The sequence below is a fragment of the Nonomuraea sediminis genome (genome assembly GCF_018531495.1).
Lineage (GTDB): Bacteria > Actinomycetota > Actinomycetes > Streptosporangiales > Streptosporangiaceae > Nonomuraea > Nonomuraea sediminis.
On record NZ_JAHDTI010000030.1, the window covers coordinates 1 to 13946 of the forward strand.

A 13946-nucleotide genomic window follows, 5' to 3' on the forward strand; every position below is an offset into this window, starting at 1 on the left:
AGCGCCGCGACAGGGCCCCGCGCGCGGCGCCGACACGCTGCCGCCCCGGCCTTTCCGCAGGCCGCCAGGGCCGCCGCGGCCGCCCAGGCCGCCGCTGATCCTGCGGCTGGGCAACCCGCGCAGGCGCATCAACGTCGGCCTGATCGGGATGGCGTTCATCCTGTCGATCTTCGCGGGCCGGCTCATCCAGATGCAGGGCCTGGACTCCAAGGTCTACGAGGCCGCTGCCGCCCACTACCGCGTCCGCACGGAGAACATCCCGGCCAAGCGCGGCAAGATCACCGACGTGAACGGCCACACGCTGGCCACGACCGCCGAGGCGCGGGAGCTGGCCATCGACCCGTCCAAGGTCCCCGCCGCGGCCCGCGCCAAGATCGCGCAGCTGCTGGCGACCGAGCTGGGCAAGCCGGTCCAGGACATGGCCGCCAAGCTGGCCAGGGTCGACACCCAGTACCAGCTGCTGGCCAGGGACGTCGACCCGCTCGTCGCCGGCAAGCTGCTCAAGGTGGGCATCCCCGCCCTGACGGCCAAGAAGACCTACAAGCGGCTCTACCCGGCCGACGACCTGGCGGGCAGCCTGGTCGGGTTCGTCGGCGACGACGGCACCGGCCTCGGCGGCATGGAGCAGGCCAGGAACACGCTGCTGGCCGGGCGCGACGGCACGCAGCGCGTCGAGATCGGCCGCGACGGCCAGCCCATCCCGATGACCAGCCGCGCGAAGCAGACTCCGGTGGAGGGCCGCGACGTGCGGCTCACCATCGACCGCGACATCCAGTGGGCCGCTCAGCAGGCCATCGGCGACCAGGTGCGCAAGTCGGGCGCGACCAGCGGCACGGTCGTTGTCATGGACGTGCCCACGGGCCAGATCCTGGCCATGGCCAACGCGCCGGAGCTCGACCTGAACAACTGGCGCAAGGCGCCGCCCGCCGACTACGTCAACCGGGCGGCGGCCGACGTGTTCGAGCCGGGCAGCACCAACAAGGTGATCACCGCGGCCGCGGCCATGGAGGCCAAGCTGGTCAACCCCGACACGGTGTTCAAGGTCAAGGACAACATCAGGTGCGCCGACCGGGTGCTGCACGACGCGCACCCGCACCCGCCGGAGAACATGACCTACCGCGAGGCGGTCGCCAAGTCCAGCAACGTGGCCACGATCATGGCGGCCCGCAAGGTGGGCTCGGCGAGGCTGTACCAGATGCTCAAGGCCTTCGGCTTCGGCTCCGTGCCCGGCGGCGGCGTGCCCGGCGAGGAGGCGGGACTGCTTCCCGACTACAAGACCTGGTCGGGCAGCCAGAGCTGCACGGTCGCCTACGGGCAGGGCGTGTCGGTGACCGCGCTGCAGATGGCCAGCGTCTACCAGACCATCGCCAACGGCGGCGTCAGGATCCAGCCGCAGATCGTGGCGGGCACCACCGACGCCTCGGGCAAGTACGTCGCGGCGCCCGCGGGCAAGCAGACCAGGGTGGTCAGCGCCGAGACGGCCAGGGAGATCACCACGATGCTCGAGGCCGCCGTGAGCGCCGAGGGCACGGGTACCCTGGCCGCAATCCCCGGCTACCGGGTGGCGGGCAAGACGGGCACGGCCAACCGCTACGACCAGAAGCTGGGTCGCTACGACGGGTACACTGCCTCATTCGTCGGTTTCGCCCCCGCGGACGCGCCACGCGTGGTGGTGCTGTCGGTCGTGCAGAACCCGACCGAGGGGCATTTCGGCGGTCAGGTGGCCGCGCCGGTCTTCAAGGACGTGATGACATTCGCGATCAAGAGCAGGAAGATTCCTCCCACGGGCTCGACCGCACCGCCGGTGCGGATGGGCACCGGACAGTGACCAGGGAAGGTACGCTCTCGCCGTGCGTCCCCCGTCGTCGAAACCCATTGTCGCCGCGTCCGCGACAACACCCGTAGTCGCCGAGTCCGCGATCATGCGTCCCACGACCAATCCGCCCCGCCCGCTGACCGGGCTGGCGAGCATGCTCGACGCCGACTCGGGCACCGCGCGCTCGCCGCACGCCGCGCTGACCGGCGTCACCATCGACTCGCGCGCCGTCCGGCGCGGCGACCTGTACGTCGCGCTGCGCGGCGAGACCAGGCACGGCGCGAGCTTCGCCGCCCAGGCGATGGCCGGCGGAGCGGTGGCCATCCTGACCGACCCCGACGGGCGCGCCGAGGCCGCCGCGACCGGCCTGCCGGTGCTGGTGGTGCCCGAGCCGCGCCTGCTGCTCGGGCAGATCGCCGCCTGGGTGTACGGCCAGCCGGCCCACGACCTGACGATCCTCGGCGTCACCGGCACCAGCGGCAAGTCCACCACCACGTTCCTGCTCGAGGCGGGGCTGCGCGCGGCGGGTCACACCACCGGCCTGGTCGGCGGCGTGGAGATCCACGCGGGCGGGCTGCGGTTCGAGCCGCGCCTGACCACGCCGGAGGCCACCGAGCTGCACGCGCTGTTCGCGCTGATGCGCGAGCAGGGCGTCACCGCCGCCGCCATGGAGGTCTCCAGCCACGCGCTGGCGCTCGGCAGGGTCGAGGGGCTCTTCTACGACGTGGCCCTGTTCACCAACCTGTCGCAGGACCACCTCGACTTCCACAAGGACTTCGACGACTACTTCGCGACCAAGGTGCGGCTGTTCCAGCCGGAGCTCAGCCGCGCGGGCGTCACCAACATCGACGACCCCTACGGGCGCGAGCTGCTGACGCTGGCCAAGGTGCCGATGACCACGTTCTCGGCGCTGGGCGACCCCGCCGCGCAATGGCGGGCCGCCGACGTCCGGCTGGGCGCCGACGGCAGCACCTTCCGCGTGGTCGGGCCCGGCGGCGTCGAGGCCGACGCGCGGATCTCGCTGCCGGGGCCGTTCAACGTCTCCAACGCGCTCGGCGCCGTCGTCACGCTCGTCGAGGCCGGCGTGCCGCTGCAGGCGGCCGTGCACGGCGTGGGCACGCTCGCCGGTGTACCGGGACGCATGCAGCGCGTCACGGGCCCTGAGCACGACTTCCAGGCCGTCGTGGACTATTCGCACAAGCCGGGCGCGGTCGAGTCGGTGCTCCGCTCGCTGCGCCAGGTGACCGCCGGCCGGCTGACGATCGTGCTCGGCTGCGGCGGCGACCGCGACGCAGGAAAGCGGCCGCTCATGGGCGAAGCGGCGGCGCGGCTGGCGGATGTGGCAATATTCACCAGCGACAATCCGCGATCCGAAGACCCCCTGGGCATTCTGGCCGCGATGATGGAGGGAGCGCTCCGCGTTCCGCAGCACGACCGCGGTCATGTGATCATTGAGCCCGACCGGGCGGCCGCCATCGAGCTGGCGATCGGCCGGGCCGGTCCGGGAGACGTGGTCGTCGTGGCAGGCAAGGGCCACGAACAAGGCCAGTACGTTGCAGGTGAGGTGATCCCCTTCGACGACTGCGAAGTGGTCGCCGAAGCGATCGATAGGAAGGTCAAATGATCCCGTTGCCACTGGCCAGGATCGCCGAGATAACCTCGGGCGCCCTGTCGGGGATGGCCGATCCCCGCGCCGTGGTGCGCGGTCCCGTCGTGATCGACTCGCGCGAGGTGGAGCCGGGCTCCCTCTTCGTCGCCTTCAAGGGCGCCCGGGTCGACGGTCACGACTACGCGGCCGACGCGGTCCGCGCCGGCGCCGTCGCGGTGCTGGCCACCAGGCCGCTCGAGTCGCCCACGGTCATCGTTCCCGACGCGGCCGCCGCGCTGGCCGCGCTGGCCTCCGCCGCGGCGCACTCGCTGCCCCAGGCCACCGTGATCGGCATCACCGGCTCGGCGGGCAAGACCACGACCAAGGACCTGCTCGCCAGGATCACCGGCAGGATCGGCCCGACGATCGCCCCCGTCAACTCCTTCAACAACGAGATCGGCCACCCGCTGACCGTGCTCAAGGCCGATCACGACACCCGCTTCATGGTGCTGGAGCTGAGCGCCCGCGAGATCGGCCACATCGGCTACCTGGCGCGCATCGCGCCGCCCTCGATCGGCGTCGTGCTCAACGTCGGCACCGCCCACCTGGGCGTGTTCGGCGGCAAGGAGGGCATCGCCAGGGCCAAGGGCGAGCTGGTCGAGGCGCTGCCCGCCGGCGGCGTCGCCGTGCTCAACGCCGACGACCCGCTCGTGCGCGAGATGGCCTCCCGCACGAACGCCCGCGTCACCTACTTCGGCCGCTCCGAGGAGGCCGCGATCCGCGCCGAGGGCGTGGTGCTCGACGAGCGCGGCCGCGCGGGCTTCACGCTGCGCACCCCCTCGGGCGCCGCGCACGTCAAGCTCAAGCTGTACGGCGAGCACGCGGTCGACAACGCGCTGGCCGCCGCCGCGGCCGGATACGAGCTCGGCCTGCCCGTGGCCACCATCGCCGAGGAGCTGTCGGAGGCCACGCCCCGCAGCCGCTGGCGGATGGAGGTCACCGAGCGCCCCGACGGCGTGACCGTGGTCAACGACGCCTACAACGCCAATCCCGACTCGATGCGGGCCGCCTTCGCCGCGCTCGGCACGCTCGGCAAGGACCGGCGTCGCTTCGCCGTCATCGCCGCGCTGCGCGAGCTCGGCGAGGACAGCGTCGCGCTGAACGAGGAGCTGGGCCGCCTGGCGGGCGGCGCGGGGCTGACCGGCCTGGTCGTCGCGGGTCCCGAGGCGGGCCCGGTGCTCGAGGGCGCCTTCGACGCCGCCCAGCGCACCGCGTCAGGGCCCGACGGGCCGGGCGGTGGCCTGCCGTACGACGGCAGCGGGGTGACGCGGATCGTGCACGTGCCCGACGCCGAGGCGGCCGCGGCAGAGCTGGGCGGCTGGCTGCGGCCCGGCGACACCGTGCTGGTGAAGGGACCCCGCGCGATGGGGCTGGAGCGCACGGCCGAGCTGCTGCTCGGGGGGGCCTCGCGGTGACCAATATCATCATCGCCGGTGCGGTGGGGTTGATCATCTCCATGCTGGGGACCCCGCTGGCGATCCGGCTGTTCGCGCGGCGCGGATACGGACAGGAGGTCCGCGAGGACGGCGTGCAGGCGCACCTCAGCAAGAAGGGCACGCCCACCATGGGCGGCACCGTCATCGTGCTGGCTTCGCTGCTGGCCTACGGCGGATCCCACCTGGCGACGCTGGAGACGCCGACCGTCTCCGGGTTGCTGGTGCTGTTCTTGATGACCGGGCTGGGCGCGGTCGGCTTCCTCGACGACTTCATCAAGATCTACAAGCAGCGCAGCCTGGGCCTGCGCAGCGGCGCCAAGGCGCTCGGCCAGTTGGTCGTGGGCGCCATCTTCGCGGTGCTGGTGACCCAGCAGGCCAACGTCTACGGCATCACCCCCGCGGAGACGCGGCTGTCGTTCCTGCGCGACTTCGGTCCCTCGATCGGCATCGTCGGGTTCACGATCTGGGTCCTGGTCATGATCGTCGGGTTCTCCAACGCGGTGAACCTCACCGACGGCCTCGACGGGCTGGCCAGCGGCGCGACCGCGGTGGTGCTCGGCGCGTACGTCCTGATCGGCAACTGGCAGCTGCGCAACAACTGCATCGATCAGCTCGGGCCCAACTGCTACTGGGTGCGCGACCCGCTCGACCTGGCGGTGGTCGCGGCCTCGGTGCTGGGCGCGTTGATCGGGTTCCTGTGGTGGAACGCCCCGCCCGCCAAGATCTTCATGGGTGACACCGGGTCGCTGGCGCTCGGCGGCGTGCTGGCCGGGCTGGCCATCGCCACCCGGACGCAGCTGCTGCTCATCATCCTGGCAGGGCTCTGCGTCATCATCACGATGTCAGTGATCATCCAGGTCGGGTTCTACAAGATGACCGGTAAACGTGTGTTCCGGATGGCGCCCTTGCAACATCATTTCGAGCTGAAGGGCTGGGCGGAGACCACGATCGTGGTCCGCTTCTGGCTGATCGCGGGGCTGTGCGCCGCCATCGGTCTCGGGCTGTTCTACGTCGAGTGGATGCCCAAGCCGTGACCCGCACCTGCGTGGCGGGACTCGGGGTCTCCGGTACGGCCGCCGCCAGGGCGCTGGCCGGGCGCGGCGAGCGCGTCGTGGTGGTGGAGGCCGTCGAGGACGAGCGCAAGCGGCTGGTCGCCGCCGAGCTGGAGCGCCTGGGCGTCGAGGTGCGCCTCGGCGCCATGGAGCTTCCCGAGGGCGTGACCCGGCTGGTCACCACGGGCTGGGCGCCGCACCACCCGCTGATCGCCGCCGCGCTCGAGGCGGGCGTGGAGGTCGTGGGGGAGGTGGAGCTCGCCTGGCGGCTGCGGCCCGTCCAGGCCGCGCCCTGGCTGGCGCTCACGGGCACCAACGGCAAGACCACCGCGGTGCGGATGCTCACCTCGATCCTGCTGGCCGCCGGGCACAAGGCCCTGGCGGTGGGGAATGTGGGCGTGCCCGTGGTCGAGGCGGTGGCCGAGCCCTACGACGTGCTGGCCGTCGAGCTGTCGTCCTTCCAGCTCCACTGGTCCTCGTCGCTTGCCCCGGCCGCCGCGGCCGTGCTGAACGTGGCTCCCGACCACCTCGACTGGCACGGTTCGCTCGAGGCCTACACCGAGGCCAAGGGGCGGATCTACGAGCGGGCGGGCGTCGTGGTGTACAACGCCGACGACCCGGTCTGCGCCGAGCTGGCCGCACCGTACCCGCGCAAGGTCGGCTTCACGCTGAGGGTGCCCAGGGCCGGGCAGATCGGCGTCGTGGAGGACCTGCTGGTCGACCGGGCCTTCGTGGACGATCCCGTCGAGGCGGCCGAGGAGCTGGCGACGCTCGACGACGTGCATCCCTTCGCCCCGCACAACGTGGCCAACGCGCTCGCCGCCGCCGCCCTGGCCAGGGCGTACGGCGTGCCCGCTGGAGCCGTCAGGCAGGGGCTGCGGGACTTCGTGCCCGACCCGCACCGGCTGAGCCACGTAGCGCGCGTGGACGAGGTGGACTACGTCGACGACTCCAAGGCCACCAACCCGCACGCGGCCGCCGCCGGGCTGTCGGCCTACCGCTCTATCGTGTGGGTGGCGGGCGGTCAGCTCAAGGGCGCGGACGTGGACGACCTCGTCCGCGACGCGGCACCCAGGCTCAGGGGCGCGGTGCTGATCGGGGTCGATCGGGCCAGGATCGCCGAAGCGCTCGCGCGACACGCGCCGAATGTCCCCGTGGTCGACATCGCCGACCAAGACACTGGGGTCATGGACCGTGTCGTCACCGAAGCCGCCAGGCTCGCCTCCGCGGGAGACACCGTGCTGCTGTCCCCGGCGGGCGCCTCGCTGGACATGTTCGCCAACTACCCGGCGCGGGGGGAGGCCTTCTCGCACGCCGTACGGAACCTGAAGCGGTGAGCACCGCCACCGAGGAGCGCACCCCCAAGCGCCGCGCGACCGACACGGGCTGGTTCACCGAGCAGCTCGGCACCTTCAGGGAACTGCTTGGCAAGCCGCTGACCACCTACTACCTGATCATCGGCTGCAGCGCGCTGCTGCTGGCGCTCGGGCTCATGATGGTGCTGTCGGCCTCCAGCATCGAGGCGCTGATCAAGACCGGCAGCCCGTTCTCCTGGTTCGTCAAGCAGTCGCTGTCGGCCGCCGTGGGCGTGCCGATCATGTGGGTGTGCTCGCGGCTGCCGCACAAGTTCTTCCGCTGGGCCGGCTACCCGCTGATGGCGCTGTCGATCATCGCGCTGGTCATGGTGCTGTTCATCGGCTCCTCGGAGCTGGGCGCGCAGCGCTGGATCTACGTGGGCCCCTTCACCATCCAGCCGTCCGAGCCCGCCAAGCTGGGCCTGGCGCTGTGGGGGGCCGACCTGCTCGCGCGCAGGGCCAGGCACGGCCGCATCGAGTGGCGCCAGATGCTGCTCCCGCTCATGCCCGGCACCGCGATCCTGGCCGTCATGGTCATGCTCGGCCGCGACCTGGGCACCACCCTGGTCCTGTTCATGATCTTCCTGGCCCTGCTGTGGGTGGTGGGGGCGCCGGTCAAGCTGTTCGGCGGGATCCTGGCGCTCGCCGTGCTCGCCGCGATCATCATGATCAAGATCGAGCCCTACCGGATGGCACGCATCGGCGCGTTCCTCGATCCGTGGGCCGACGCCCAGGGCGCGGGCTACCAGGCTGTGCAGGGGCAGATCGCGATGGGCTCCGGCGGCTGGTTCGGCCTGGGGCTCGGCAGCAGCCGCGCCAAGTGGAGCTGGCTGCCGCACGGCGAGAACGACTTCATCTTCGCCATCCTCGGCGAGGAGCTCGGCCTGATGGGCACGCTGGTGGTCGTCGCGCTGTTCGGGCTGCTCGGCTACGCGGGCCTGCGCGTCGCCGCCCGGGTCAACGACCCCTTCATACGGCTGGCCGCCGCGGCCATCACCGCCTGGATCGTCGGGCAGGCCGTGGTCAACATGGGCGCGGTGCTCGGCGTCGTGCCCATCACCGGCATCCCGCTGCCCCTGGTCTCCTACGGCGGTTCGGCCCTGTTGCCTACGCTGGCGGCGCTTGGCATGTTGTTGTCGTTCGCCAAACGCGAGCCGGGGGCGCGCGAGGCTCTGGCCGCTCGTGGCCCCGGACCGGCCGCCCGGGCCCTAAGCTGGCTTGGCCTGGGGGGAACGAGCAGAGGCCGAGTGAGACGTTAGGGAGTGACCGACATGAGGGTGGTCCTCGCCGGTGGCGGGACGGCCGGGCACATCGAGCCGGCACTGGCCCTTGCGGATGCGTTGCGCCAGCTGGATCCGAGCATCGGCATCACCTGCATGGGCACCGAGCGCGGCCTGGAGACCCGCCTGGTGCCCGCCAGGGGCTATGAGCTGGAGCTCGTTCCCGCCGTGCCGCTGCCCAGGGCGCTGTCCACCAGGCTGCTCACCGTGCCGGGGCGGCTGGCCGTGGCGATCAACGCGGCCGTCGGCATCCTCGACAAGGTCAAGGCCGACGTCGTGGTCGGTTTCGGCGGCTACGTGGCCACGCCGGTGTACCTGGCGGCCAAGCGGCGCGGGCTGCCGATCGTGGTGCACGAGGCCAACCCGCGGCCCGGGCTGGCCAACAGGCTCGGCGCCCGGCTCACCGACCACGTCTACTCGGGACATCCCGACTCGGCGCTGGCCAAGGCCGACTACATCGGCACGCCGCTGCGCCGCGAGATCGTCTCGTTGGAGCGTTTCTCCATGGGCGACAAGGCCCGCTCCTGGTTCGGGCTGCAGACCGAGCGGCCCACGCTGCTGGTGTTCGGCGGCTCCCAGGGCGCCCGCTCGATCAACGAGGCCGCGCTGGCCGCCGCCCCCGCGCTGCGGGCCGCGGGCGTGCAGGTGCTGCACGTGATCGGCCCGAAGAACACCGTCGAGGTGGAGCCGCCGCCCGGCGACCCGCAGTACGTGCTGCTGCCCTACGTCGACCGGATGGACCTCGCCTACGCCGCCGCCGACCTGGCCCTGTGCCGCAGCGGAGCGCTCACCTGCGCCGAGCTGACCGCCGTGGGCCTGCCCGCCGCCTACGTGCCGCTGCCGCACGGCAACGGCGAGCAGCGGATCAACGCAGAACGCATCGCAGCCGGAGGGGGCGCCCTGGTCGTCGACGACTCCGAGCTGTCAGCCGATTGGATCATTCAGAACGTGCTGCCCATCCTGCGCGACCCCGAGCGGGTCGCCGCCATGTCCGAGGCCGCCGCCAAGCTGGGTCGCAAGGACGCCGACCTCGTGCTGGCCAGGAAAGTGTTGGAGATCGCCCGATGAGTCTCGTCAAGCTCGTGGACCCCGTGGCCGCCGAGGAGCTGGGCAGGGTCCACTTCATCGGCATCGGCGGCGCCGGCATGTCGGGCATCGCCCGCATCCTGCTCAAGCGCGGCGTCCGCGTGACCGGCAGCGACGCCCGCAGCTCCGACCTGGTCACCGAACTGCGCGAGCTGGGCGCCACGATCCACATCGGCCACGCCGCCTCCAACATCCGCGACGTCGACACCGTGGTGGTCTCCACCGCGATCCGCGACTCCAACCCCGAGCTGGGTGAGGCGCTCAGGCAGGGGCTGCGGGTCATCCCGCGGGCCGCCGCGCTGGCCTCCGTCATGGCCGGCCGTACGGCTGTCGCGGTGGCGGGCACGCACGGCAAGACCACCACCACCTCGATGCTGACCGTGGCGCTGCAGAAGTGCGGGGCCGACCCCTCCTACTGCGTGGGCGGGCAGCTCGTCACCACCGGCCTGGGCGCCGATGAGGGCACCGGCGAGGTGTTCGTGGCCGAGGCCGACGAGAGCGACGGCTCGTTCCTCATGCTGGCGCCCGACATCGCGGTCGTCACCAACGTCGAGGCCGACCATCTGGACAACTACGGCGACCCGCGGGCGGTGCACGACAGCTTCGCCCGCTTCGTCGAGCGCATCGGGTCCGTGCTGATCGCCTGCGCCGACGACCCCGGGGCCGCCCAGGTCGCCGCCGCGGCGCGCGCCCGCGGGCTGCGCGTGATCACCTACGGCGTCTCCGGCGGCGACTACCGGCTCGCGGACGTGCGGCCCGACGGGTTCGGCACCACGTTCACCATCGAGGGGCTCGGCGAGGTACGGCTGGCCGTCCCCGGGGCGCACAACGCGCTCAACGCCACGTCCGCCATCGCCGCCGCGGTGGAGCTGGGGCTGCCCTTCGAGGACGTGCGCGACGGGCTGGCCACCTTCACCGGGGCCAAGCGGCGCTTCGAGGCCAAGGGCGAGGCGGGCGGCGTGGCCGTCTTCGACAGCTACGCCCACCACCCGACCGAGCTGGCGGCCGACCTGCGGGCCGCGCGGGACGTGGTGGCCTCCTACTCGGGCGACGGGCGGGTCATCGCGATCTTCCAGCCGCACCTGTACTCGCGCACCCGCTTCTTCGCCGACGAGTTCGGCGCCGCGCTCGCACTCGCCGACGAGGCGATCGTCCTGGACGTCTACGGCGCCAGGGAGGACCCCGAGCCCGGCGTCTCCGGCGCCATGGTGGCCAGCCGCGTCCCCCGCGGGGCCACCGAGGTCGCCTACGCCCCCGACCGCAACGCCGTCCCCGGCCTGGTCGCCTCCCGCGCCCGCCCCGGCGACATCGTCCTGACCATGGGCGCAGGCGACGTGACGGAACTGGGCCCGATGATCGTCGCCGAGCTCTCCCAGTAGGGGCCCGAGTACGGCGATCCACCCAGGTGGATCCCGTGCGCCGTGACGGCGGGCGGCGGTCATCGACTCGCCGGATCCGCCGGTCGCGGGCCCTGGGCCGAAGTGCGGCGGGCGGCCGGTGGAGTGGCTCGCCGTACAGAATCTGAAAAGCGCGTGTATGTGCGACGCCCCAGCTACGAACGGCCATAGGGTCGCTGGGTGAGCAGGGGGCGGAAGGCTTTCATCGGACTGCTGGCGGCCGGAGTCGTGGGCTGTGCGGCCTGGCTGGTGTTCTTCTCGCCCGTGCTGGGGGTCAGGAACGTGGAGATCGTGGGAAATCTCACAGTCCCCAGTGAACGCATCCAGCAACAGGCGGCGGTTGATCGATTGCACCCGCTGGCCACCGTGGACCTGGCGGGAGTGGAGAGCCGGGTCCTGGCTATCAGGCAGCTGGCCTCGGCCAAGGTCGACCGGGTCTGGCCGGGCACGCTGCGGATCGAGGTGGCCGAGCGGGAGCCCGTGGCGGTCGTCCCCGTGTCGGGCAAGGTCGCTCTGATAGACAAGGACGCGGTGGTCATCGAGATCAGGGACGTCGGGCCGCCCAGGCTGCCCGTGCTCAAGGTCGACAGGCCCGGCGCCGACGACCCCGCGACCAGGGCCGCGCTGCAGGTGATCGGGTCGCTGCCCGACGTGCTGCAGGGCAAGGTCCGCCAGGTGCGGGCGACCAGCGCCGAGGGCGTCTCGCTCGACCTGAACGACAGGCGCACGGTCGTCTGGGGCGGACCCGACAGGGGAGCCGACAAGGCACGCGTCCTGACCACGCTCCTGCGGCGCAAGGCCGACGTCTATGACGTGAGCTCGCCCGACGTGGTCACCCTCAAGTGAGGCTCGCGCGTCTACCCAGGGTGGGCAGCCAGTCGCGAATGACCTTCACGTCAAGGTGTCCTTGCCAAGCCTGTGCGGGAGGAAACGCCCGGCCTGGCCGGCGCCGGTGTCCGGGCGTGAGAACCTTTATCCCGGGCAGGGAGTGTCCGACCAGGCGTGACAGTAGAGCGAATCGGACAGCCCGCGACACGCCGGACGTGCTTGCGGCGCGGTTAGTTGACCCGCGCGGAGCGTAACTCCTACTGTCCGTATCAATCTCAGGTTGACATAAATCTGAATCTCAACTTGAGGTTGAGAGTTAAACCGAAGTGTGAAAGCGCGGAGATCATCCGCACCGAAATGGCAAGTCTAACGAGCGGAAAGGCCCCTCGTCGTGGCAGCACCGCAGAACTACCTCGCGGTCATCAAGGTCGTCGGCATTGGCGGCGGCGGAGTCAACGCCGTCAACCGGATGATCGAGGAGGGACTCAAGGGCGTCGAATTCATCGCCATCAACACCGACGCCCAGGCGCTGCTGATGAGTGACGCCGACGTCAAACTGGACGTGGGCCGCGAGCTCACGCGCGGTCTTGGAGCGGGCGCCAACCCCGACGTGGGGCGCAAGGCGGCCGAGGATCATCGTGAGGAGATCGAGGAGGTCCTCAAGGGGGCCGACATGGTCTTCGTCACGGCGGGCGAGGGCGGCGGCACGGGCACCGGCGGCGCGCCGGTCGTGGCCAACATCGCGCGCTCGCTGGGCGCGCTCACCATCGGTGTTGTCACCAGGCCGTTCAGCTTCGAGGGCCGCCGCAGAGCCTCGCAGGCCGAGGCGGGCATCGAGACGCTGCGCGACGAGGTCGACACCCTGATCGTGATCCCGAACGACCGGCTGCTGTCGATCTCCGACCGGCAGGTCAGCGTCCTGGACGCCTTCAAGGCGGCCGACCAGGTGCTGCTGTCCGGTGTGCAGGGCATCACCGACCTCATCACCACGCCCGGTCTGATCAACCTGGACTTCGCCGACGTGAAGTCGGTCATGTCCGGCGCGGGTTCCGCGCTCATGGGCATCGGTCACGCCCGCGGCGACGACCGCTCCGTGGCCGCGGCCGAGATGGCGGTCTCCAGTCCGCTGCTCGAGGCCAGCATCGACGGCGCGCACGGTGTGCTGCTGTCCATCGCGGGCGGCTCCGACCTCGGCCTCTTCGAGATCAACGAGGCGGCGCAGCTGGTGTCCATGGCGGCCGCGGTGGACGCCAACATCATCTTCGGCACGGTCATCGACGACGCGCTCGGCGACGAGGTCCGCGTCACGGTGATCGCCGCCGGGTTCGACGACGTGGCGCCGGTGGACGTAGCGGTGCCGCGGCCGCAGAGCCGTCCCGCCGCCACGCCGCCGGCCGCGCCGGTGTCGGCGCCGGTGCGCCCCTCCGGGGTCACCGCGCCCAGTGTCAAGGCCGAGCCACCGCGCCCCGAGCCCTCGCGGGCCGAGCTGCGTCCCGAGCCCTTCCGCTCGGAGCCCCCGCGCACGGACTTCCGTGCCGAGCCGCGGCCCGAGGTCAGGGCCGAGCCGCCGGCGCCCGAGCCGGTCCGTCCTGAGCCCGTGCGTCCGGAACCGGTGCGCGCGGAGCCGCAGGCCGAGATCCGTCCCGAGCCTGTGCGCCCCGAGCTGGCGCCCGAGCCGCGCGTCGAGCCGGTGCGCCCGGTCGAGGCCATCGAGGAGGACCCCGGTCCCGTCTCGATCCCGCGGCCCACGCCCGAGCCCACCAACCCGCCCACGCCCATCACCTCGCGTATGCAGGAGCCCGCCAAGCGGCGCCCGGTGGTGTTCGAGGAGCAGGAAGAGGAGCTCGACGTCCCGGACTTCCTGAAGTAGCCACACCCGCCCCGCAGCCCAGCCGCGTCTCTCCCGGCTGGGCGTCGGCATTTCCAGGGGTGTCCAGTTGTGCCGGTCGTGCGGGACGTCGAGGCTTTACGGCAGGCCGTGGGACCGCCGAGCGCCGTACTCCGGCCGGGCTCCGTCCAGGGAGACGCTCCTCCGGTGATGCGTGGCC

At 71.8% G+C, this 13946-nt stretch carries 10 protein-coding genes; all 10 read left to right on the forward strand.

The features are described from left to right. Nucleotides 1-97 precede the first annotated feature (97 nt). Nucleotides 98-1828, forward strand: coding sequence for a peptidoglycan D,D-transpeptidase FtsI family protein (locus tag KIK09_RS56235; protein WP_504740309.1), 1731 nt, complete (start codon nucleotides 98-100; stop codon nucleotides 1826-1828). 94 nt (nucleotides 1829-1922) lie between these two features. Then, on the forward strand, nucleotides 1923-3440 hold the full coding sequence (locus tag KIK09_RS56240) for a UDP-N-acetylmuramoyl-L-alanyl-D-glutamate--2,6-diaminopimelate ligase (RefSeq protein WP_214327788.1): 1518 nt from the start codon (nucleotides 1923-1925) through the stop codon (nucleotides 3438-3440). After that, a complete protein-coding gene (locus KIK09_RS56245; protein ID WP_214327789.1) occupies nucleotides 3437-4879 on the forward strand; it encodes a UDP-N-acetylmuramoyl-tripeptide--D-alanyl-D-alanine ligase in 1443 nt (480 codons plus the stop codon). The genes KIK09_RS56240 and KIK09_RS56245 overlap by 4 nt, the downstream gene beginning before the upstream one ends. After that, nucleotides 4876-5934: a phospho-N-acetylmuramoyl-pentapeptide-transferase gene (mraY, locus tag KIK09_RS56250; RefSeq protein WP_214327790.1), complete on the forward strand. Its 1059-nt coding sequence runs from the start codon at nucleotides 4876-4878 to the stop codon at nucleotides 5932-5934. The genes KIK09_RS56245 and mraY overlap by 4 nt, the downstream gene beginning before the upstream one ends. Next, complete coding sequence (murD, locus tag KIK09_RS56255) at nucleotides 5931-7289, forward strand: UDP-N-acetylmuramoyl-L-alanine--D-glutamate ligase (RefSeq protein ID WP_308164877.1); 1359 nt, start codon at nucleotides 5931-5933, stop codon at nucleotides 7287-7289. Before mraY ends, murD begins: the two co-directional genes overlap by 4 nt. Further along, on the forward strand, nucleotides 7286-8566 hold the full coding sequence (ftsW, locus tag KIK09_RS56260) for a putative lipid II flippase FtsW (RefSeq protein WP_214327792.1): 1281 nt from the start codon (nucleotides 7286-7288) through the stop codon (nucleotides 8564-8566). The genes murD and ftsW overlap by 4 nt, the downstream gene beginning before the upstream one ends. A gap of 12 nt (nucleotides 8567-8578) precedes the next feature. After that, nucleotides 8579-9655: an undecaprenyldiphospho-muramoylpentapeptide beta-N-acetylglucosaminyltransferase gene (murG, locus tag KIK09_RS56265; RefSeq protein ID WP_214327793.1), complete on the forward strand. Its 1077-nt coding sequence runs from the start codon at nucleotides 8579-8581 to the stop codon at nucleotides 9653-9655. Further along, nucleotides 9652-11052: a UDP-N-acetylmuramate--L-alanine ligase gene (murC, locus tag KIK09_RS56270; protein ID WP_214327794.1), complete on the forward strand. Its 1401-nt coding sequence runs from the start codon at nucleotides 9652-9654 to the stop codon at nucleotides 11050-11052. Before murG ends, murC begins: the two co-directional genes overlap by 4 nt. Nucleotides 11053-11250: 198 nt before the next feature. Further along, nucleotides 11251-11916, forward strand: a complete 666-nt coding sequence (locus KIK09_RS56275) for a cell division protein FtsQ/DivIB (protein WP_214327795.1) — start codon at nucleotides 11251-11253, stop codon at nucleotides 11914-11916. 373 nt (nucleotides 11917-12289) lie between these two features. Continuing rightward, nucleotides 12290-13768: a cell division protein FtsZ gene (ftsZ, locus tag KIK09_RS56280; RefSeq protein ID WP_214327796.1), complete on the forward strand. Its 1479-nt coding sequence runs from the start codon at nucleotides 12290-12292 to the stop codon at nucleotides 13766-13768. Nucleotides 13769-13946: the final 178 nt, after the last annotated feature.